Below are 16,888 nucleotides of genomic sequence, written 5' to 3' on the forward strand. Positions count from 1 at the left end.
GCCCGCCGCCCGCCGGGCAAGCGCGCATCGAGACCTCACCATCGGGATCGGGTTCGTCGCCCGCCCATCCGCCGACAGCCGCGCGTACGACTCCGCGGCCCCCGCCGGCCGACGGCTTCCTACGCTCCGACCAGGCGATTCGCGAAGGTCGAGATCGTATAGGTCCCGATGCCCAGCATGATCTCCAGCGCGTTGCGCTCGGTGTACCCGTGCACCGTCAAGGCTTCGACGGCCGGTGCGTCCACACCCCCGGCGGTGGCCAGGGCGTCGAGCGTGAACACGCGGACCGCCTCGAGGCGCTCGTCGGCCAGCGGTCGCTGGGCACGCAGGTCCGCGACGAGATCGGCTGCCGCGTCGAGCTTGCGCAGCTTTCCGGTGTGCATGGCGATACAGACACGACAGTCGTTGCGTACCGCGACGGTCATGATGACGACCTCCCGGGCCACCGGATCCAGCGTGCACTGGTCGAAGCGCGCGGTCATATCCAGAAAACCGGTGAGCAGTTCCGGTGAGGCGGCGAGCCGGGCGACAGCGTCGGGCACGACACCGCCCGAGGCCGCGGCCAACGCCTCCATGACCGGGCGCGATCCCTCCGGAGCGGTTTCCACTGTGTGTGCGGCGAACATCTCGCCCTCCTAACATGGACAACATGGTTGACGAAATAATAGTAAACCAGGTTGTCCATTATGCCAAGGTCGTGCGATGACCGGGGCGAATGCCGGCCGATCCAGGGCGGGTTACGAACTCCCCCTGCTGCTACTGGCCGGATTCCGCACCCTCATCGACGAACTGCACGACGAACTCGCCCGACAGGGCCACCCCGATGCGCGCCCCGCCCACGGCTTCGCCATGCAGGCGATCGGACCCGACGGGGCGACGGCCAGCGATATCGGCCGCCGCCTCGGCATCTCCAAGCAGGCCGCGGGCAAAACGGTCGACCGCCTCGTCGCCCTGGGCTACGCCGAACGCGCCGCCGACGCCGCCGACGCGCGCCGCCGGCTCGTCCGGCTCACCGCCCACGGGCACGAGATGCTCGCCCGCTCGGCCGCGATCTTCGACCGGCTGCGCGCGCAATGGTCGGAGACATTGGGCGAGCAAGGTCTGCGCGCGATCGAGGACGGTCTGCACACCGTCGCGGCGCCGAAGGCATTCCGGCTGGACGCGACTCAATGGATGGGAGAATGAGCCGACGACTCGATCCGGGTGAACTTGCGACACCGTGCGGCAGCAGAGTTCGACGCCGCAGGGCCGCTGTGCCCGGCGCCCGCCCCGGGGCGTCAGGCCGCGTCGCGAGCGGCGATGTACCCATCGGGCCGGATGAGCACCGTGGTGTCGCCGGCGATGTCGTAGTGGCGGTGGACACGGCCGGCAGTATCGATCATCGTATCGCGGCCGGTCGCGGTGCGGTCGGTGGTGATCCGGATCCGGCGTGGCGCGGTAACCAAGGCACCGTAGCCCCTGATCCGGCGGGCCGGGTCGCCGTGGTCGAAGGTGAGCAGGGTCCACTGCGGGCCACGCAGCAGATCGAAGACCCGGACCTCGCGGCCGGACGACGCATCCACACCGACAGCGTCGGGCGCTCGATCACCGGGGCGAACGCGGGTGTCGTGCGCTCCCGGGCCAGCGCGAGATCGTTCACCTACTCGGCCGCCTCGTCGACGATCTCTCGACCCATCTGGACACCCTCACCGACGACACCTCTGCCGAGTAGCTGCGAGACGAGCGCGTACCTACCGCGGCCGCTGAATAATATGGTGCGCAACGGATTCCACAGCCTTTGCGTCTGCCGAAAACGGATCGCGCGCTCCGCTCGGAGCATGCAGCACACCCGGCATTCGACACACAGCAGCTATGGATCGGCTCGCTACGCCGCCGGCTTGTACAGACCGGCGTCCTCGTCGAACACCAGACCTCCGGTCTCGGTGAATTCGGTCAGCTCCCGATCCGCGGCCGGCTCGATACCTTCGAACTCGGCATCCACTATCGCGCTGAGCCAGCCTGTCTCGATGATCTCGCCCTCGCGCAGTTCGAGCCTGTCGCTCTCGCAGCCACCCAGCTCGATATCGAATCGCGCCCAGGCACCGGCCTGACGGAGAACGTGGATGCGCACATAATCGAAGCCGTTGTGGTAACCGACGTACGCCGTGGCCTCGATCGGCTCCCCGAATTCGGTGCATTCGACCTGCGCCCCTTCGAGTGCGCGCCAGGAGGGTACGTCCAGCGGAATTCCGTCGATCATGACGTTCACCCAGGAGCTCCCGTCGGGCCAACCCGGAATTCTCAGGTACCAGTCGAGCCTCGGGGCCCAGCCGAGACCCGGGTTGTCCCACAGCCGGCCGCGCCAGCGCGCTCCGGAGACAGGGTCGCACACTTCGGGGAACGGCTCGCCACCATCAGTGCTGTCGTTCATGGGAGCACCGTATCCCGTTGCGGCGGTTCCGGTCTCGCCGGAACCGCCGCAACGGATAAGGAGCCCTACCGTTCCGAACCTTCAGAGCGCGACCATCGTCAGCAACGGATCCAGACCTTTGAAGTCGTCCGCGTTGCGGGTGAACAACGGCAGATCATTCGACGAGGCGATGGCAGCGATCATCAAATCCATTTTGCGTGGCTCGGGATTTCGTCCGGCCGCGAGCACCAACTTCGCCATCGAGGTGAACCGTCGCGCCGCCGTGGAGGAGAACGGCAGTGCGTCGAAAGCGTGCTCGATCTCCAGGAGTCTTTCGGTACGAAGCGCGAGAGTTTCCACATCCGATGCCAACGCCACGCCCAGGCCCAGTTCCGCGAGCGTCACCGTGCTGATTTTCGGCTGGATCGGGAGGTCTGCATCGTCGATGGTGGTCAAGTCGATGAGTACACAGGTATCCAACAGGCCGACAGGGTAGCGGAACTTCGCACCCGGTTCAGGCATCGAGCCTGTCCTCTCCGAATGCGGCGTCGATTTCCGCACGTTCATCGGCGGCGTCCGCGGTGCTCGCAAACCTGGCGAGTCGCTTTTTCAGTTCGGCGGTCGTCAGGTTGTGCCGCGGGGTGATGGGACGCAGTTCGCCGACAGGTCGACCGTTGCGGGTGATGACGAAATCATCACCCGCCTCCAGCGCATCCATCACGCCCGCGCTGCCGTTGCGTAGCTCGGCTTGGCTGATCGTCCTCGTCATACATCCAGTATGGCGGCCGATGCTATCGGCTGCTATCGCTCCTCCGTACGAGCACAGGGCCGGCGACCGCAATGGATGGATGATCCGAGGACTCAGAGCATGCAGCTCACGCAACCTTCGACCTCGGTGCCCTCCAGCGCCATCTGCCGCAGGCGGATGTAGTAGAGGGTTTTGATGCCCTTGCGCCAGGCGTAGATCTGGGCCCGGTTCAGGTCGCGGGTGGAGGCCGTGTCCTTGAAGAAGAGGGTCAGCGACAGGCCCTGGTCCACGTGCTGAGTGGCCGCGGCGTAGGTGTCGATGATCTTCTCGTAGCCGATCTCGTACGCGTCCTGGTAGTAGTCCAGATTGTCGTTGGTCATGTACGGGGCCGGATAGTAGACGCGCCCGATCTTGCCTTCCTTGCGGATCTCGATCTTCGACGCCACCGGGTGGATGGAACTGGTGGAGTGGTTGATGTAGGAGATCGAACCGGTCGGCGGGACGGCCTGCAGGTTCTGGTTGTACAGACCGTGTTCCATGACCGCGGCCTTCAGCTCCCGCCAGTCGTCCTGGGTGGGGATCCGGATACCGGCCTCGGCGAACAGCGCGGCGACCCGCTCGGTCTGCGGTTCCCACACACTGTCGGTGTACTTGTCGAAGTACTCACCGGTCGCGTACTTCGACTCCGGGAACCCGCCGAAGTAGGTACCGCGTTCGCGGGCGATCAGGTTCGACGCACGCAGCGCGTGATAGACCACCGTGTAGAAGTAGATATTGGTGAAGTCCAGACCCTCTTCGGACCCGTAGTAGATCCGCTCCCGCGCCAGGAAGCCGTGCAGGTTCATCTGCCCGAGGCCGATGGCGTGCGAGGAGTTGTTGCCCTGTTCGATCGAGGGCACCGAGTAGATATGGGTCTGATCGGAGACCGCCGTGAGCGCCCGGATCGCCACCTCGATGGTGCGGGCGAAATCCGGGGAGTCCATCGCCTTGGCGATATTGAGCGACCCCAGGTTGCACGAGATGTCCTTGCCCACCTGCGAGTAGGTCAGATCGTCGTTGTAGATCGACGGAGTTGAGACCTGCAGGATCTCCGAGCACAGATTCGAGTGGGTGATCTTGCCGGCGATCGGGTTGGCCCGGTTCACCGTGTCCTCGAACATGATGTAGGGGTAGCCGGATTCGAACTGCAGCTCGGCGATGGTCTGGAAGAACTCACGCGCCTTGATCTTGGACTTGCGGATCCGCTTGTCGTCGACCATCTCGTAGTACTTCTCGGTGACGTCGATATCGGCGAACGGCTTACCGTAGATGCGTTCCACATCGTAGGGCGAGAACAGGTACATGTCCTCGTTCTTCTTGGCCAGTTCGAAGGTGATATCGGGGATCACCACACCCAGCGAGAGGGTCTTGATGCGGATCTTCTCGTCCGCGTTCTCCCGCTTGGTGTCCAGGAAACGGTAGATATCGGGGTGGTGCGCGTGCAGGTACACCGCGCCCGCACCCTGCCGCGCGCCCAGCTGGTTGGCGTAGGAGAACGAATCCTCCAGCAGCTTCATGATCGGGATGACACCGGAGGACTGGTTCTCGATCTTCTTGATCGGCGCCCCGTGCTCACGAATATTGCTGAGCAGCAACGCGACCCCGCCGCCGCGCTTGGACAGCTGCAGCGCGGAGTTGATGGAGCGCCCGATGGACTCCATGTTGTCCTCTATGCGAAGAAGAAAACAGTTGTGCACGACAGCACCGCGAATTGCGTAGGTGTGCGTGCCCTCTACGTGCAGGTTGTACACCCTCTCGGGCGTCTCATCTGTGCGTTCGATCGCACGGATACCGAACACGTGGCGACCGTGCACAGTCTGGTAGGTCGACCGTTTCGTGCCTTTGCGGCCGGTGTAGTTGTGCAGGTTCTTGCCGGTGTCGAAGATGAACTCTTCGTTGGTGCCGGGCAAGCCGGGCACGAATACCTGACCAGTCGGATTTCCGGCCTGATTGATGTAGGTCCGGACAACCGAGATGATGCCGAGCCGCCGCAGCAGCGATTGCACCTGATCGACCAACTCGGGGTTCACGAGATCGAGAACCATCCCACCGCTGGTACTGCACCCGTCACCACGGAACAGCCCCGCGAGTAGACCACGCTGGAAATCTTCGTCCGCAGTCATCACATCGTGTGCCAACCGCTTCGTGCTGTAGCCGGTTCCGGCCATCGACAGCAGCAGTGACGCGACGACCTTGCTGTTGCACACCATCCTGGTGGAGTGGTCGGAGTGGTTCGTGTGAAGTGACAGATCGACCCCGAACACCTGCTTGAAAGCCATGCCCAGTTCGACGTGATATTCGACTTCGTGCGCACCGAGTGTGAAGTGGACGCCGTTCGGCTGGATGCCCTCGACACTCGACCGCTTGGACACGTGCCCCTCAGCGAGGTACCAGCCGAGAATCAAACCGAGTTCATAGGACTCTTCGACATGGCGATTGACAGCGACGAAGCGTTGGCTATGACGCTGCTTGTTCCGATGTTTCGCATCCACGTCGACTTTGTGGATCAGGCCGTCGACCTCTTCGTAGACGCCCGCACCGACAAAGTCCATCAGATCGAACACGCGAGGGTCCCGCGTGTCCAGCGGCGCCGCCGTCACAATGAAATCGGACGGCTGAACATCCTGCGCGGCAAGCCACACGAACCCATTGAACGGGTCCGCGCCGTCGCCGTCGATCAGGGTTTCCACGTCACGGGCAGTCCAGACCAGGATCGGATGCTCCGGGGTGCACCGGATCGGCTCCTTGTGTCCGAAATGCGAAATCGATACCAGCGCCTGATCGTTGGGATTCTCGATCAGTTCCTCGACCAACGAATACGAGCCGTCGTGTGAGAGAACTCGATCCCCTGCACGCAGGGTTTCGATCGGTCGCGGGCCGTCACTCGTATCGATCGGGGTACCCGCCGGAAAGCACGACACCGGCTCACCGCGCTGCTTCTTGCCGGAGTTGAGGAAGGTCGGGGTGGCCGGCTGGAAGCGGCCGTCGATGATCTCCTCGACGAGTTTGCCCGCGAGCACTTCGTCACCGGCGGCCAGCGTCAGCGCGACCATGCACACCCGGTCCTCGAACCGCTCCAGGTAACGCTTGCCGTCGAAGGTCTTCAGCGTGTACGAGGTGTAGTACTTGAACGCGCCGAGGAAGGTGGGGAACCGGAACTTCGCGGCGTACGCCTGCTGGAACAGCTTCTTCACGAAAGCCCGGCTGTACTGGTCCAGTACCTCGGGTTCGTAGTACTTCTCCTCGACGAGGTAGTCGAGCTTCTCGTCGAGGTTGTGGAAGAAGACGGTGTTCTGGTTGACGTGCTGCAGGAAGTACTGGTTGGCGGCCTCGCGATCCTTGTCGAACTGGATGCTGCCGTCCGGTCCGTACAGGTTCAGCATCGCGTTGAGGGCGTGGTAGTCCAGCACCTCACCGGGAACGCCTTCGCGCTGCGCGGGCTGCTCGAGCCGGGCCGTCATACCTGCTGATGCTGTCGTTGTTGCTGCCAAAACAATCCCAATCCCTCGCGGACGCGGGCGACGTCCTCAGCGGTTCCCATGAGTTCGAAGCGGTACAGGTAGGGCACCCCGCATTTGCGCGAGATCACATCACCTGCGAAGCAGAAGGTGTCGCCGAAGTTCGTGTTCCCCGCGGCGATCACCCCGCGCAACAGTGCGCGGTTGTGCGGATCGTTGAGGAACTTGGCGACCTGGCGCGGTACGAATTCCTTGTCCGAGCGCGTCGAGCCCAGGACCTGCCGACCGCCCCCGTAGGTGGGGACGATCAGCACGTAGGGGTCGTCGACCCGCAGTGTGTCGGTGGTGTGCAGGGGGATCCGGAGAGCCGGGATGTCCAGCTTCTCGACGAATCGGTGCGTGTTCTGCGAAGCGCTGGAGAAGTAGACCAGCGTATTCGATTCCGACATCTCACCTCCCCTGCTCCCCGACCCGATGCGGGCGTGTGTTCGGTCAGGCTGTGTCCATTGCGCCCGAGCGCGGGCCCTGCGTGGCAACGCTCGGCTGCCACCTCCGGGCCCGACGCACTCAGGCGGCGACGGTGGCCAGCGCCTTGATGCGATCCGGCCGGAAGCCGGACCAGTGCTCGTCGCCGGAGACGACGACGGGGGCCTGCAGGTAGCCGAGCGCCATCACATAGTCGCGGGCGTCGGCGTCCTCGGAGATATCGATGACGCGGTACTCCACCCCGACCTTGTCGAGGGCCTTATAGGTGGCATTGCACTGGACGCAAGCGGGCTTGGTGTACACGGTGATCATTCGAGTCCCTCTCTCCTGTGCCAATGTGCGGGGTGCGTGGCCCTGCGTGCTGACGGACCGCCGGCCTCCGGGCCGATGCTGCCCGCACGCCCGATCCAGCCGGGGATCCCTATGGGGTGCGGTGCCATCGGCACGATCGGATGATCCTGCGCAAACTCCGAGGACCAGCCCTGAAACTCCATGTCCGGGCCGGTTCCGCCTCTCGCCGGCGGGAGTCTTGCACCGCCGTCTCCAGGCATCGATGACACTACACCTAGTGGCCGACAATAAAAACAACACGAGATGTTGCGAGTCACAACCATGTGATTTCACCGCTGTAAGCCGCAGGACAGCAACTCGACACGCCGCGTACACCGTGGTCCAGATCACAAACAGACCGAGCCAGTTCCTTTTCAGCAAACGCAGGAGAGTACGTCTGTCACACCAGTCGCCGGAACCCCAGTGGACCCTCGAATCACTTCCCGACACACACGCGAGGGCCGCCCCGTCCGATGACGGGGCGGCCCTCGCGCAGTACCGCGGGATCAGGCGGAGACGAGCTCCCCGCTGGCGGCGGTGACGAGCACCTTCAGCGCCTCGCCCAGCTCGCGCTGCGCCTCGGCGTCCTCACGCGGATGGTTCGCGCCGAAACGCTCGCCCCAGCCGGCGTAGTGCAGGTGCGCTTCCTCGACGACCTTGCCGCCGGCGACGCCGACGACCTTGACGATGTCGCCGTGCGCCCACTTGGCGGCGTTGGGGCTGATCGAACCACTGAGGGCGGCCACCGGCTTACCGCCGATCGCACCCGCGCCGTAGGGCCGGGACAGCCAATCGATCGCGTTCTTCAGCACCGCGGGGACGCTGCCGTTATATTCCGGGGTGACCAACAGCAGCCCGTCGCTCGCCGCGACCGCGTCGCGCAGCGCCTGGGCGGCGGCCGGTACCGAACCCGCGGTGTCGATGTCCTCGTTGTAGAAGGGAATCTCGCCGATACCCTCGTAGATGGCGACCTCGGCGCCGTCGGGCGCGGTCGAGACCGCCGCCTCGGCGATCTGCCGACTGATCGAGGCGCCACGAAGGCTGCCGACGAGGACGACGATACGGGCCTGGCTCATGTTCACTCCTGCGGTACTAGTTGTGTGATGATCGCACTGCCCTGATCAACCGGACCACGGTCCGCTACATTCCTCGGAGGAACGCGCGCCGCCGTGAACTACGACACACTCCGTTCGGATCCCGCCGGACCCGACCGCCCCGGCGAACCGCTGCCGTCCCCCGCGGCCGCAGCGAAATCCACCGTGCCCCCGACCTTGCGGGTTCACCCGGCCGATCGCGTCGGTCCCGAGCTACCCGGCACCGCCGAACCCGCCGAGCGCGCCGACGCCGCGCGCAACCGGCGGCGACTGCTCGACGCCGCCCAGGAGCTCGTCCGCGCACACGGAGTCGACGCGCTCACGATGGACGCCCTGGCCAAACGCGCCGGAGTCGGAAAAGGCACGGTGTTCCGGCGCTTCGGCAACCGGACCGGTCTGATGTACGCACTGCTCGACCATTCCGAGACGCTCGCGCAGCAGGCGTTCATCTTCGGTCCGCCGCCCTTGGGCCCGGGAGCGCCACCGATCGATCGTCTGGTCGCCTTCGGGCGGGCCCGGCTGCTCGATATCCAGGTGGAGGGCGAACTCCACCGCGCGGCCGAACTCGGGTCCTCCGAACACCACTACAGCAGCAAGCCCTACCGCGTGCTGAACACCCACGTGGCGATGCTGCTGCGCGACGCGGCAACCCCGGGCGATATCGCCCTGCTGACCGATACTCTGCTGGCCGCGCTCGGCGCCGGCCTCGTCCTGCACCAGATCCGCACCCTCGGCTACACCCGCGAACAGATCGGCGACAACTGGGAAGCCCTGGTTCGCCGAGTCGCCGGACCCGGCGCGCAGTAGAGTGATCCGGCATGGGAAACCTGCGTGAACAGATCATCTCCGAACTGGGTGTGCTGCCGGCGATCGAACCGAAGGACGAGGTTCGGCGTCGGATCGATTTCCTGAAGGCCTATCTGCGCGCCACCCCCGCCAAGGGTTTCGTGCTGGGGATCAGCGGCGGCCAGGACAGCGCACTCACCGGACGGCTGTGCCAGCTGGCCACCGAAGAGTTGCGCGCCGAGGGCCACGAGACGCGATTCGTCGCGGTCCGGCTGCCCTACGGTGTGCAGGCCGACGAAGCCGACGCCCGGCTCGCCATGACGTTCGTGGCCCCCGACGAATCGGTGGTGGTGAACGTCCGGCCCGGCGCCAATGCCGTGGCGGCCGAGGTGGCTTCGGCGCTCAAGGTCGGCAAACTACGGGATTTCGTCCGCGGAAATATCAAGGCCCGGGAGCGGATGGTGATCCAGTACGCCCTCGCCGGGCAGGAGAACCTGCTGGTGGTCGGCACCGATCACGCCGCCGAAGCGGTAACCGGGTTCTTCACCAAATTCGGTGACGGCGGCGTGGACGTAACCCCGCTGACCGGTTTGTCCAAACGACAGGGCGCGGCACTGCTGCAGGAACTGGGCGCCCCGGCGCGGCTGTGGTCCAAGGTGCCGACGGCCGATCTGGAGGACGATCGACCGGCCCTGCCCGACGAAGAAGCACTGGGCCTGCGCTACAACGAGATCGACGACTATCTCGAAGGCAAGGATGTGACCGACGAGGTCGCGCAGCGGGTCGAGACGATCTTCCGCAACACCCGGCACAAGCGGACCGTACCGGTCACCCCGCTCGACGACTGGTGGCGCTGAACGCGGTGGATCAGCCGCCCGCGAAAGGCGGCATGACATCGACGCGCGGGGTCAGCGTCGCCGCGCTGTCCCGGGTCAGCTCGTCGTCCATCAGGTACGCGCAGACGGCGAGCATCTTGTCCAGGCCGGGACCGTAGGTCGCGGTCAGCCGGGTACGGAGATCGCCGACCGTCGCACCGGGCGGCAGGTCGAGGGTTTCGGTGCTCTTGCCGACGGCGTCGGCGACGGCGGCGAAGTAGCGGACCTCAACCACCAATTGCTCCCATCGTGCGTTCGGGCGGGACGAAGTCCGCGGCATCGATACCGTGACCCGCCCATTTCTGCCACATCGCCCCGCGCCACAGCTGCGCGAGCTCGTCGTCGCTCGCGCCCGCGCGCAGACTCGCGCGCAGGTCGAACTCCTGATCGCTGAACAGGCAGGACCGCAGCATACCGTCGGCGGTGAGCCGGGTGCGGTCGCAGGTATCGCAGAACTTCCGGGTCACCGACGCGATGATGCCGACGGTCGCGGGGCCCTCGCCGACCAGCCAGGTCTCCGCGGGGGCGGCCGGATCGGCGCGACCGACGGCGGTGAGCCGGTATCGGGCGCCGAGCACCTCGAGCAGTTCGTCGGCGGTGACCATATTGGCCCGCGCCCATTCGTGATCGGCGTCGAGCGGCATCTCCTCGATGAAGCGCAGTTCGCACCCCGCGTCCAGGCACCAGCGCAGCAGGTCCGCGGATCCGTCGAGGGTTTGCCGCATGAGCACCGCGTTCACCTTCACCGGTGACAGTCCGGCCGCGACCGCGGCGCGAATACCGGAAAGCGCGGAGTCCAGCCGGTCACGCCGCGTCAGCCGGGCGAACCCGTCCCGGTCCACGGTGTCCAGGGAGATATTGACCCGGCTCAACCCCGCCGCGGCCAGACCGGCAGCCCGATGGCGCAGCCCGATCCCGTTGGAGGTCATGGCCAGGGGAATCTCCGGTACGGCCGCGTGGCAGCCGGCGACGATCTCCTCCAGATCGCGGCGCATCAGCGGCTCGCCGCCGGTGAACCGGACCTCGCGCACACCCAGTTCACGGACGGCGAGGCCGACCAGGCGGACGATCTCGGCGGCCGAGAGCAGTTCGTCGGCCGGGATGGCGGGCAGACCTTCCTCGGGCATGCAGTAGGTACAGCGCAGCGAGCACTTCTCCGTGATGGACACCCGCAGATCCCGCGCGATGCGGCCGAACCGGTCCACCAGCAGCGGCGTTTCCGGACGTCCATCGAGTGATGGGCGCCCCGACCGCACCGTGGGAATCCCCATTTCGACCAGCGTCACGCCCTCCATTATGTACACCGGGTCGCCGTCGGCACGGGGCCTCGCCGAGATCCGCCGTTCTCGCAACGGCCGAGCCGGCGGCGGCGACGAGCCGTCGCGCGCTCCATCCGACGCCCACAGGGCGGCGCTCGTCGGGCCCGCGCCACTAGTCTGGATCTATGATTTCTCGGCCCGCCAGTCGTCCGGTCCGGTCGGCCGACGACTACCGCGACACCATCGAGCAGCTGCTGCGCCCCCTCGCCGCCCGGCCGGTCGAGTACGTGTCCGTGGCCGACGCACTCGGCCGCCAGCTCGCCGAGGATCTGCGCGCACCGATCGATCTCCCGGTGTTCCGGAACTCGGCCATGGACGGGTACGCGGTGCGGGCCCAGGATGTGGCGGTCACTCCCGTGACCCTTCCGCTGACCGGTGTGGTGGCCGCCGGCGATCCCGGACGCGAAGCGCTGGCGCCCGGTACCGCACGCAAGGTGATGACCGGCGCTCCCTTACCCAGTGGCACGGAATGTGTTGTCCCGGTAGAGGATACGACCTCCGACGCGACCTCGGTGCACATCGCGCGGGGCCGTTCGGCCGGTGAATTCGTTCGGGAACCGGGCACCGACATCCGCGCCGGCGCCGACCTGGTGCCCGCCGCCACCATGCTCGCGCCGCGGCATATCGCCGCGCTGGCCGCCGCCGGGCTGGACCGGATACCGGTGTTCACGCCGGTACGGGCGGTGGTCATCAGCACCGGCAGCGAACTGGCCGCCGCGGGAACCGTGCTGCGGCCGGGACAGATCTACAACTCCAACGGGATCGCGCTCGCGGCGGCGCTCACCGCCAACGGTGTCACGGTGGCCGGTGTCGAGCACAGCGGGGACGAGCCCGCGGACTTCCGGCGCCTGCTGCACGCCGCGACCGCCGCCGCCGATCTGGTGATCACCACGGGCGGGGTCTCCAAGGGCGATTTCGAGGTCGTACGCGAGGTGCTCACCCCGCTCGGCGGCGAATTCGGATCGGTGGCGATGCAACCGGGCGGACCGCAGGGACTCACGGTGGTGGACGGGGTGCCGGTCCTCAGTTTCCCGGGCAACCCGGTGAGCGCGGTGGTGTCGTTCGAGGTGCTGGCCCGGCCGATGCTGCGCCGGCTGTCCGGGCTGGGACCGGCGCCGGAATACGAATTGCCGCTGCTCGGCGCGGTGCGCCGCTCGCCGGAGGGCCGCCGCCAGTTCCTGCGCGGCCGCCTGGTGTGGAACGGCGCGCGCCCGCACGCGGTGGAGGTGGTGTCGGGACCCGGATCCCATCTCGTCGCGAGCATGGCGGCCGCCGATGTGCTGATCGATATCCCGGCCGCGGTGACCGAACTCCCGCCCGGAGCGTCTGTGCGAGTGTGGACATTATGAGCGAGTTGTCGCATGTGGATTCCGCGGGCCGCGCCCGCATGGTGGACGTGAGCGCCAAAGCCGATACCGCCCGGACGGCCGTGGCCGCCGGTGAGCTGCACACCACCGCCGAGGTGGTCGCGCTGGTCCGCGCCGACGACATGCCGAAGGCCGATGTACTGTCCACCGCCCGGCTCGCCGGTATCGCGGGAGCCAAGAAGACCTCCGACCTCATTCCGCTGTGCCATCAGCTCGCGCTCTCCTCGGTGAAGGTCGAGTTCGGATTCACCGACTCCACCATCGCCATCGAGGCCACGGCCAAGACCACCGGCCCCACCGGAGTGGAGATGGAAGCGCTGACGGCCGTAGCCGTGGCCGGACTCACCCTGCACGACATGGTGAAAGCGCTCGACCCGGCCGCGGTGCTCAACGGCGTCCGGCTGCTCGACAAGACCGGCGGCAAACGGGGGCACTGGACCCGGACCGACGAACCCGCCCGACCTTCGGTGCGGCACACCGAACCCGAGGCACCCGCGCTCGCACCGCGCAGCGACGCGAGCGGTACCGCCGTGGTTCTCGTGGCGTCCACCGGGGCGGCGGCCGGAACCCGGACCGACACCACCGGCCCGCAGCTGGTGTCCTGGCTGCGTGACCTCGGGTACACCGTGCGCGGACCGCTCGTCTACCCCGACGCCGGGATCGCCGACGGTCTGGCCGACGCACTGCGGACCACCCCGGATCTGGTGGTCACCACCGGTGGCACCGGCGCCTCGCCGACCGACCGCACCCCGGAGGCGACCGCGGCGGTGCTGGACCGGCAACTGCCCGGGGTGGCCGAGGCCATCCGGCAGCGCGGTACCGCGAAATTCCCGCTCGCGGCACTCAGCCGCGGTGTCGCCGGCCTGTCCGGCCGGTCGGTGGTGGTGAATCTGCCCGGCTCCCCCGGCGGCGTGAAAGACGGTATCGCGGTACTGGAACCACTGCTCACGCATCTGCTCGCGCAGGTGGCGGGTGGCGGTGCGCACGACAGCGGGCGCCGCGATCCGGGTACGAATTCGGGAAACGAGAGCGCACATGCCTGAACTATCGGCCGGAGTCCCCGAAACGACCGGCGGCGTCCGACTCGCCGAGATCAGCGATCGGCCACTGGATCCCGCAGCCGTCGACGCGGCGGTCCGCGGACACCGGTACGGGGCCGTGGTGGTGTTCAGCGGCGTGGTCCGCGACCACGACAGCGGGCAGGCCGTCTCGGCACTGGAGTACTCGGCGCATCCCGACGCGATCCGGTTCCTGCGCGAATGCTGCGCCTCGGTAGCCGAATCGACCGGTCTGCCGGTGGCGGCCGTGCACCGCATCGGTGAGCTGTCGGTGGGCGACCTGGCGATCGTCACGGCGGTGGCCGCGCCGCATCGGGCCGAGGCCTTCGCGGCGTGCTCGACACTGGTCGACCGGATCAAGCACGAAGTGCCGATCTGGAAGCGTCAACTGTTCGCCGACGGGCTGTCCGAATGGGTCAACGCCTGCGGGTGAACACCGATGTGCGCGGGCTCATCCCGGCCGGAATCGGGAACATAGCGCCAGACGCCGAGCATCGCGTTGTCGTCGAGAGGTTCGGGTCCGGTGTGCGCGGTCCCGGCCAGCCGGTCCAGCGCCGCCCCGGTATCGAGACCGGCGCCGATGAGCACCAGCTCGGTGCCCTCGCCCCGGGCCCGGTTCGTCGGCTCCAGGGTGATCGCCCGCCCCACCAGGTGCAGCACGAACCGGCCGTGACCCGGCACGGCGAAGGCGACGAACCCTTTCGCGCGGAAGAGCCCGGCGGGCGGGTTCTCCAGGAAGTCGATGAGGCGGCGCGGATGCAGCGCCGCCGCGGCGGTGAAGACCACACTGGTGTAGTCGTCGTGCAGATGCCGGTGCTCCCCCTCGTGCTGGTCGTGGTCGAGCAGTAGCTCGTCGAAACTCAGCTGATCCCCGATCCGCGGTCCGCGATGGCGCCCCGGATCGAACAGCAGCCCGGGATCGATCCGGCCGCGCGAGGTCACATAGACCGGCGCGCCACCGGTCAGCTCCGTGATCTCGGTGCGCAACAACGCCAGCTCGTCGGCGCCGACCCGGTCGGCCTTGTTCACCACCACCAGGTCGGCCAGGCGCAGATGGCTCGCCAACTCCGGATGCCGGGCCCGGCTGGCGCCGAATTCCCCGGCGTCGACCACTTCGAGCAGCCCGCCGTACCGGATGCGCGGGTTCTCGCTGCCCACCACCATCCGCACCAGGTTGCGCGGCTCGGCCAGGCCGCTGGCCTCCACCACGATCACGTCGATCCCGGCCCGGGGGTCGGTCAACCGGGTGAACAGTTCGTCCAGTTCGGTGACATCCACCGCGCAGCACACACAACCGCTACCGACCGACACCATCGCATCGACCTGTCCGGCCACCAGCATCGCGTCCACGTTCACGGCGCCGAAATCATTGACCACCACACCGATCCGGGTGCCCCGATTGTTGCGCAACAAGTTGTTGAGCAGCGTGGTCTTTCCAGCACCCAGAAAACCGGCCACGATCACCACGGGTATGCGCTCAGCCACCCGGAGCAGTGTAGTTCGGCGCCGCCTGCGGCGACGCCGGTGCTGTGTCTGTTGGCGCGCCTGCGGCGCGCGGGTTGCGGCCCCTGAGGGCCCGCGTTTCTGCGCCCGAGACTCGCGGCTGCGCCGCATGCGCTTCGGGCGCTGAAACGCGGGCCGGGCCGCAACCTTTGTGGGCCTCGCTGGACTCGGCGCAGGGAAGGTGCGGCGGTTCGGTGTACGGATCCGCACCGGAGCTACGGGAACGGCCGTGTCGTGCGCGAGGCGGCGTGATGCGACTGCCGTGTTGTCCGGCCGCGGGTGATCCGGCAAGGGGTCACTCTTGCATTTCGACAGAATTGGATATGTTTCAAATAATGCGTCGGCGGAATAGTGCCGATCGATAACCAGCCATTTCCCGTGGGATCTACCGAAATATGTCGAAACTCCGAAATCGGTAGCGCGACTCTGGTAAACGTGCCGGAGAGATCTCGGGGGATCTCGGCTGTGCAGAGAGACAAGATAAAGAAATACCGAGGAGAATCGAATGCGTGCAGGCACGTTTCTGATCGCCGTGTTGTCGGCGGCGACCGTGCTGGGCAGCGGTATCGCGGCGGCTGAGCCCGCGGATTCCATACCGCACGACGGCGTCTACCGGGTCGGCGTGGATATCCGGCCCGGAACGTGGGAGTCGCCCGGACCCCTCGATCCGGCCGCGAGCTGCGACTGGCGGCGGCTACGGCTGATCGAGGGCGACAACACGAATATGAGCTACATCATCGAGAACAACTACACGAAGCTGGGCCCGATCCGGGTGACCATCGAACCGACCGACGCGGGTTTCAAATCCGAGAACTGCGGCCCCTGGCGAATGGTGCCACCGGCCCCGACCGGTTCGGCCGGACTCTGACCGCGCGCCGATAGCGGGCCCGGCTCCCCCTCATCGGGAGCCGGGCCGCTACGGCGTTCACTCTGTCGTGGCAGCCGATCCGGCCGTCACGAATGGGCGCGGAGCTGGTACAGCCCCTCGGTCTCGGCGACCACCACGCCCTGGGCGTCGGTGATCACCGCCCGCAAGGTGAAATCGGCCTTGCCGTTCGCCGCGGCCTCCGTGGAGATCCGCTCGATCTCCGCCTCGTCCAGCGTCGCCTGAGCGCGCACCGCCGTGGTCGCCGGTTTACGGAAAACGATCCGCAGATCCTTCACCAGTGGATAGAACGCGGTGGAGTCGAAACTCGCCACCGCGATGGCGCCGCCGAGGATCTCCCCGACGGTGAACAGCACCCCGGCGTACATGACGCCGAAATGATTGCCGTTCCCTTCGACGGGCACAGTGGCCGCGGCATAACCGCGCCGCACCTCCTCGGCGTGCACGCCCATCCGGTGCGCGACCGGAATGGTGTGTTCCAGCGCCGAGTTCACGATCTCGGCGATGGGAGGATTGCGGACATCACTCATGACTGGGCCGGCCCTTCTGA

At 66.9% G+C, this 16,888-nt stretch carries 19 protein-coding genes and 1 pseudogene; 7 read left to right on the plus strand and 13 right to left on the minus strand.

The window, feature by feature from the left end; all coding sequences use genetic code 11:
- Nucleotides 1–119: 119 nt before the first annotated feature.
- Nucleotides 120–626 (minus strand): carboxymuconolactone decarboxylase family protein, encoded by a 507-nt coding sequence (locus OG804_RS15480; protein WP_328398126.1) that lies wholly within the window; start codon nucleotides 624–626, stop codon nucleotides 120–122.
- 76 nt (nucleotides 627–702) lie between these two features.
- Between OG804_RS15480 and OG804_RS15485 the strand changes: the two genes are divergently transcribed.
- On the plus strand, nucleotides 703–1,185 hold the full coding sequence (locus OG804_RS15485; RefSeq protein WP_328398128.1) for a MarR family winged helix-turn-helix transcriptional regulator: 483 nt from the start codon (nucleotides 703–705) through the stop codon (nucleotides 1,183–1,185).
- A gap of 92 nt (nucleotides 1,186–1,277) precedes the next feature.
- Here the strand turns inward: OG804_RS15485 and OG804_RS15490 are convergent.
- The 8 genes and pseudogenes from OG804_RS15490 to OG804_RS15525 all read right to left on the minus strand — a co-directional run.
- Nucleotides 1,278–1,583 (minus strand): annotated as a pseudogene (locus OG804_RS15490) (aromatic-ring hydroxylase C-terminal domain-containing protein); the annotation flags it as partial.
- A gap of 281 nt (nucleotides 1,584–1,864) precedes the next feature.
- Nucleotides 1,865–2,410 (minus strand): hypothetical protein, encoded by a 546-nt coding sequence (locus OG804_RS15495; RefSeq protein ID WP_328398130.1) that lies wholly within the window; start codon nucleotides 2,408–2,410, stop codon nucleotides 1,865–1,867.
- A gap of 81 nt (nucleotides 2,411–2,491) precedes the next feature.
- Nucleotides 2,492–2,911 (minus strand): type II toxin-antitoxin system VapC family toxin, encoded by a 420-nt coding sequence (locus OG804_RS15500; protein ID WP_328398132.1) that lies wholly within the window; start codon nucleotides 2,909–2,911, stop codon nucleotides 2,492–2,494.
- Entirely contained in the window at nucleotides 2,904–3,158 is a 255-nt protein-coding gene (locus tag OG804_RS15505) for a type II toxin-antitoxin system Phd/YefM family antitoxin (RefSeq protein ID WP_328398134.1), read from the minus strand. Before OG804_RS15505 ends, OG804_RS15500 begins: the two co-directional genes overlap by 8 nt.
- Before the next feature lie 92 nt (nucleotides 3,159–3,250).
- Nucleotides 3,251–6,637 (minus strand): class 1b ribonucleoside-diphosphate reductase subunit alpha, encoded by a 3,387-nt coding sequence (nrdE, locus tag OG804_RS15510; RefSeq protein WP_328398136.1) that lies wholly within the window; start codon nucleotides 6,635–6,637, stop codon nucleotides 3,251–3,253.
- Nucleotides 6,634–7,083: a class Ib ribonucleoside-diphosphate reductase assembly flavoprotein NrdI gene (nrdI, locus tag OG804_RS15515; RefSeq protein ID WP_328398138.1), complete on the minus strand. Its 450-nt coding sequence runs from the start codon at nucleotides 7,081–7,083 to the stop codon at nucleotides 6,634–6,636. Before nrdI ends, nrdE begins: the two co-directional genes overlap by 4 nt.
- 118 nt (nucleotides 7,084–7,201) lie before the next feature.
- The gene (gene nrdH, locus OG804_RS15520) at nucleotides 7,202–7,432 is read right to left on the minus strand and encodes a glutaredoxin-like protein NrdH (RefSeq protein ID WP_328398140.1); all 231 of its coding nucleotides are present in this window, start codon (nucleotides 7,430–7,432) and stop codon (nucleotides 7,202–7,204) included.
- A gap of 524 nt (nucleotides 7,433–7,956) precedes the next feature.
- Complete coding sequence (locus OG804_RS15525; protein ID WP_328398142.1) at nucleotides 7,957–8,526, minus strand: NAD(P)H-dependent oxidoreductase; 570 nt, start codon at nucleotides 8,524–8,526, stop codon at nucleotides 7,957–7,959.
- Nucleotides 8,527–8,721: 195 nt separating this feature from the next.
- Between OG804_RS15525 and OG804_RS15530 the strand changes: the two genes are divergently transcribed.
- Together OG804_RS15530 and nadE are read left to right on the plus strand one after the other, a co-directional pair.
- Nucleotides 8,722–9,351 carry a TetR/AcrR family transcriptional regulator gene (locus OG804_RS15530; protein WP_328398424.1) on the plus strand — a complete coding sequence of 210 codons (630 nt, stop codon included), beginning with the start codon at nucleotides 8,722–8,724 and terminating at the stop codon, nucleotides 9,349–9,351.
- An 11-nt stretch (nucleotides 9,352–9,362) separates the two neighbouring features.
- Complete coding sequence (nadE, locus tag OG804_RS15535; protein WP_328398144.1) at nucleotides 9,363–10,187, plus strand: ammonia-dependent NAD(+) synthetase; 825 nt, start codon at nucleotides 9,363–9,365, stop codon at nucleotides 10,185–10,187.
- A 10-nt stretch (nucleotides 10,188–10,197) separates the two neighbouring features.
- Here the strand turns inward: nadE and OG804_RS15540 are convergent, their stop codons facing one another.
- Together OG804_RS15540 and moaA are read right to left on the minus strand one after the other, a co-directional pair.
- Nucleotides 10,198–10,440, minus strand: coding sequence for a MoaD/ThiS family protein (locus tag OG804_RS15540; RefSeq protein ID WP_328398146.1), 243 nt, complete (start codon nucleotides 10,438–10,440; stop codon nucleotides 10,198–10,200).
- Complete coding sequence (moaA, locus tag OG804_RS15545; protein WP_328398148.1) at nucleotides 10,433–11,491, minus strand: GTP 3',8-cyclase MoaA; 1,059 nt, start codon at nucleotides 11,489–11,491, stop codon at nucleotides 10,433–10,435. Before moaA ends, OG804_RS15540 begins: the two co-directional genes overlap by 8 nt.
- Nucleotides 11,492–11,649: 158 nt before the next feature.
- Between moaA and OG804_RS15550 the strand changes: the two genes are divergently transcribed.
- The 3 genes from OG804_RS15550 to OG804_RS15560 are packed head-to-tail and all read left to right on the plus strand — an operon-like array spanning nucleotide 11,650 to nucleotide 14,382.
- Nucleotides 11,650–12,873: a molybdopterin molybdotransferase MoeA gene (locus OG804_RS15550; protein ID WP_328398150.1), complete on the plus strand. Its 1,224-nt coding sequence runs from the start codon at nucleotides 11,650–11,652 to the stop codon at nucleotides 12,871–12,873.
- Nucleotides 12,870–13,934, plus strand: coding sequence for a bifunctional molybdenum cofactor biosynthesis protein MoaC/MoaB (gene moaCB, locus OG804_RS15555; protein WP_328398152.1), 1,065 nt, complete (start codon nucleotides 12,870–12,872; stop codon nucleotides 13,932–13,934). The genes OG804_RS15550 and moaCB overlap by 4 nt, the downstream gene beginning before the upstream one ends.
- The gene (locus tag OG804_RS15560) at nucleotides 13,927–14,382 is read left to right on the plus strand and encodes a molybdenum cofactor biosynthesis protein MoaE (protein ID WP_328398154.1); all 456 of its coding nucleotides are present in this window, start codon (nucleotides 13,927–13,929) and stop codon (nucleotides 14,380–14,382) included. The genes moaCB and OG804_RS15560 overlap by 8 nt, the downstream gene beginning before the upstream one ends.
- Here OG804_RS15560 and OG804_RS15565 read toward each other — a convergent pair.
- Nucleotides 14,334–15,434 carry a CobW family GTP-binding protein gene (locus OG804_RS15565; protein ID WP_328398156.1) on the minus strand — a complete coding sequence of 367 codons (1,101 nt, stop codon included), beginning with the start codon at nucleotides 15,432–15,434 and terminating at the stop codon, nucleotides 14,334–14,336. The genes OG804_RS15560 and OG804_RS15565 overlap by 49 nt on opposite strands.
- 523 nt (nucleotides 15,435–15,957) lie before the next feature.
- Here OG804_RS15565 and OG804_RS15570 point away from each other — a divergent pair.
- On the plus strand, nucleotides 15,958–16,320 hold the full coding sequence (locus OG804_RS15570) for a hypothetical protein (protein WP_328387199.1): 363 nt from the start codon (nucleotides 15,958–15,960) through the stop codon (nucleotides 16,318–16,320).
- An 86-nt stretch (nucleotides 16,321–16,406) separates the two neighbouring features.
- On the opposite strand, the gene OG804_RS15575 is transcribed toward OG804_RS15570, so the two are convergent.
- Nucleotides 16,407–16,868, minus strand: coding sequence for a PaaI family thioesterase (locus OG804_RS15575; protein WP_328387201.1), 462 nt, complete (start codon nucleotides 16,866–16,868; stop codon nucleotides 16,407–16,409).
- Between the last annotated feature and the right edge of the window lie 20 nt (nucleotides 16,869–16,888).

It is taken from the genome of Nocardia sp. NBC_00416, from assembly GCF_036032445.1.
In the GTDB taxonomy this organism is placed as follows: domain Bacteria; phylum Actinomycetota; class Actinomycetes; order Mycobacteriales; family Mycobacteriaceae; genus Nocardia.

What these genes read in the sequence shown, in the direction of transcription:
- OG804_RS15480 (WP_328398126.1), bottom strand. Translation starts at nt 626, where the DNA reads ATGTTCGCCGCACACACAGTGGAAACCGCTCCGGAGGGATCGCGCCCG.
- OG804_RS15485 (WP_328398128.1), top strand. Translation starts at nt 703, where the DNA reads ATGACCGGGGCGAATGCCGGCCGATCCAGGGCGGGTTACGAACTCCCC.
- OG804_RS15495 (WP_328398130.1), bottom strand. Translation starts at nt 2,410, where the DNA reads ATGAACGACAGCACTGATGGTGGCGAGCCGTTCCCCGAAGTGTGCGAC.
- OG804_RS15500 (WP_328398132.1), bottom strand. Translation starts at nt 2,911, where the DNA reads ATGCCTGAACCGGGTGCGAAGTTCCGCTACCCTGTCGGCCTGTTGGAT.
- OG804_RS15505 (WP_328398134.1), bottom strand. Translation starts at nt 3,158, where the DNA reads ATGACGAGGACGATCAGCCAAGCCGAGCTACGCAACGGCAGCGCGGGC.
- nrdE (WP_328398136.1), bottom strand. Translation starts at nt 6,637, where the DNA reads ATGACGGCCCGGCTCGAGCAGCCCGCGCAGCGCGAAGGCGTTCCCGGT.
- nrdI (WP_328398138.1), bottom strand. Translation starts at nt 7,083, where the DNA reads ATGTCGGAATCGAATACGCTGGTCTACTTCTCCAGCGCTTCGCAGAAC.
- nrdH (WP_328398140.1), bottom strand. Translation starts at nt 7,432, where the DNA reads ATGATCACCGTGTACACCAAGCCCGCTTGCGTCCAGTGCAATGCCACC.
- OG804_RS15525 (WP_328398142.1), bottom strand. Translation starts at nt 8,526, where the DNA reads ATGAGCCAGGCCCGTATCGTCGTCCTCGTCGGCAGCCTTCGTGGCGCC.
- nadE (WP_328398144.1), top strand. Translation starts at nt 9,363, where the DNA reads ATGGGAAACCTGCGTGAACAGATCATCTCCGAACTGGGTGTGCTGCCG.
- OG804_RS15550 (WP_328398150.1), top strand. Translation starts at nt 11,650, where the DNA reads ATGATTTCTCGGCCCGCCAGTCGTCCGGTCCGGTCGGCCGACGACTAC.
- moaCB (WP_328398152.1), top strand. Translation starts at nt 12,870, where the DNA reads ATGAGCGAGTTGTCGCATGTGGATTCCGCGGGCCGCGCCCGCATGGTG.
- OG804_RS15560 (WP_328398154.1), top strand. Translation starts at nt 13,927, where the DNA reads ATGCCTGAACTATCGGCCGGAGTCCCCGAAACGACCGGCGGCGTCCGA.
- OG804_RS15570 (WP_328387199.1), top strand. Translation starts at nt 15,958, where the DNA reads ATGCGTGCAGGCACGTTTCTGATCGCCGTGTTGTCGGCGGCGACCGTG.
- OG804_RS15575 (WP_328387201.1), bottom strand. Translation starts at nt 16,868, where the DNA reads ATGAGTGATGTCCGCAATCCTCCCATCGCCGAGATCGTGAACTCGGCG.